The organism is Dietzia sp. DQ11-38-2, from assembly GCF_014145055.1.
Taxonomy (GTDB): domain Bacteria; phylum Actinomycetota; class Actinomycetes; order Mycobacteriales; family Mycobacteriaceae; genus Dietzia.
Genome location: NZ_JAALDW010000502.1, coordinates 1285 through 3405, shown reverse-complemented (window position 1 = coordinate 3405; position 2121 = coordinate 1285). Strand labels below are relative to the sequence as shown.

At 70.3% G+C, this 2121-nt stretch carries 3 protein-coding genes; all 3 read left to right on the top strand.

What is annotated here, in order from left to right; all coding sequences use genetic code 11:
• The first annotated feature begins 378 nt into the window (after positions 1-378).
• From G6026_RS15690 to G6026_RS15680, 3 genes are read left to right on the top strand one after another with little or no spacing between them, the layout of a single operon-like run.
• Positions 379-903, top strand: a complete 525-nt coding sequence (locus tag G6026_RS15690) for an MSMEG_0572/Sll0783 family nitrogen starvation response protein (protein ID WP_107756915.1) — start codon at positions 379-381, stop codon at positions 901-903.
• Positions 904-907: 4 nt separating this feature from the next.
• Positions 908-1798, top strand: coding sequence for a carbon-nitrogen hydrolase family protein (locus G6026_RS15685; protein WP_182613719.1), 891 nt, complete (start codon positions 908-910; stop codon positions 1796-1798).
• Positions 1791-2087 carry an MSMEG_0570 family nitrogen starvation response protein gene (locus G6026_RS15680; RefSeq protein WP_107756917.1) on the top strand — a complete coding sequence of 99 codons (297 nt, stop codon included), beginning with the start codon at positions 1791-1793 and terminating at the stop codon, positions 2085-2087. The genes G6026_RS15685 and G6026_RS15680 overlap by 8 nt, the downstream gene beginning before the upstream one ends.
• Positions 2088-2121: the final 34 nt, after the last annotated feature.

Here is a 2121-nt window from a genome sequence, read left to right as displayed (position 1 = left end):
CCCGCCCGCAGATCGGCCAGCGCCGGGTTCGCGGCGACCGCCCCGGCCAGGCCGGACAGAGCTGCGGTCGTGGTGGGGCTGCTGACAGTGGTGGTCACGCGTGTGAGTCCTCCGGGTGGGGTGGGCGCGGCGGACGGGGCCGCACGGAGAGCACCAGTGTAATCAGCCCCGACAGCGCCGAGCGCGGGCGTGACCCCGCTCACCGGACCCCATCGTCGCGGGCCGCGGCCCCACCCGTGTGTTACGTGGACGCCGGACGGGTTGTTCCAATCGCAACCACCCGGTAACGGACCGACACGCAGCGGTAACGCCGCGGGCGTGTACTCGCTGCCATGTCACCGGAACCCCTCCGGTGACCCCGTCCCCGAGGAGCCCACAGTGCCCGAGTTCGACGCCGCCATCACCGAGAACATCGCCGCCTCCCTCAAGGAGATCCCGCACCCGTCGCTGCCCAAGGGCACGAGCATCTACGGCGGCACCAAGATCTTCCCCGACTACAAGGCCGAGGAGGGCGAGTCGTACTTCACCCTCGTGCACGGCATCGCCCACGAGTCGTCCGTCTCCTTCGTCGCCGTGCTCCAGGCCACCCGCGCCCTGCGCAAGGGGTTCGAGTCGGCCATCTACTTCTACGGCCCCGGCGCCATCAACTGCCTCGCCACCCGCGGATTCCCCACCACCGGGGACTCCGGCTTCCCCGGCGAGCAGAACATCAACGAGTCCCTCGAGGCGTTCATCTCCGAGGGCGGGACAGTGTTCTGCTGCCGCTTCGGGCTCGGCCTCCACGGCGGCCGCGAGGAGGACCTGATCGAGGGCGTGATCCCCGCGCACCCGCTCGACGTTCAGGACGCCCTGATCCACTACGCCCGCAAGGGCGCCATCATCAACTCCACCTACATGGTCTGACGTCATGACCACCATCGGCTCGGTCGCGGCCAACTTCACCCGCGACCTCGAACAGAACTACCGGACCATCGCCCACTACGCGGAGCTCGCCCGTGAGCGCGGGGTCGACTTCCTGGTCTTCCCCGAGGCCGCCATCGGGGGCTATCTCTCCAGCCTCGGCAACCACGGCGACACCACGCTTACCGCCCGGTCGCTGCCGCCGGCGATCCGTCTCGACGGCCCCGAGATCGCCCGCGTCCGGGAGATCGTCGGAGACCTGGTGGTGGCCATCGGTTTCTGCGAGCTGGGCGCCGACGGCGTGAGCCGCTACAACGCCGCCGCCGTCCTCGACGGAACCTGCGTCTACGGGACCTACCGCAAGGTGCACCAGCCTCTCGGGGAGAACATGTCCTACGCCTCCGGCGGCGACTACCAGGTCTTCGACACCCCGGTCGGGCGGGTGGGCCTGCAGATCTGCTACGACAAGGCGTTCCCCGAGGCCGCTCGCGTCATGGCCCTGCAGGGCGCGGAGATCATCGCCTCCCTGTCGGCGTGGCCGGCGGCGCGCACGGCGACCGCCGCCAACCTGCAGGAGGACCGCTGGACCTACCGGTTCAACCTCTTCGACTCCGCCCGGGCCCTGGACAATCAGGTGTTCTGGGTGGCCTCCAACCAGGCGGGGACCTTCGGGTCGCTCCGGTACGTGGGCAACGCCAAGATCGTCGATCCCGGCGGGAACGTCCTGGCCACCACCACTCTCGACGAGGGCCTGGCGGTCGCCGAGGTCGACGTCGCGGGCACCTTCTCCGCGATGCGCGCCGGGATGTTCCACCTGCGCGATCGGCGTCCCGACGTCTACGGGCCGCTGGTCGAGCTGAACGACCCGGTCGAGGAGAGGAGGCTCGCCAGTGCCTGAGATGAACTTCGCCGTCCGGTGGCCCGACGGCACGGTCCGGGACTACTACTCCCCCAGTCTGGTGATCCACGACCACCTCACGGTCGGCGAGCGACTCAGCGTCGCCGAGTTCCGCGCCCGGGCCACCCACGCCCTCACCGAGGCGGGCGAGCGGGTCCGCGCCCGCTACGGGTTCCTGTGCACCTCCGCCGCCGAGACCGCCGCGCAGGTGACCTCGGCGAGCCTGGCCCACCCCGGGGACGCCCTCGTCGAGGTGGTCGCCATGGATCCTCTCGAGGAGCACCCATGAGCCCCACACAGGTTTCCCCCGGCACCCACATCCC

Bases quoted from the DNA above. Each gene is read 5' to 3' on its own strand.
- G6026_RS15685 (WP_182613719.1), top strand. From the start codon at position 908: ATGACCACCATCGGCTCGGTCGCGGCCAACTTCACCCGCGACCTCGAA.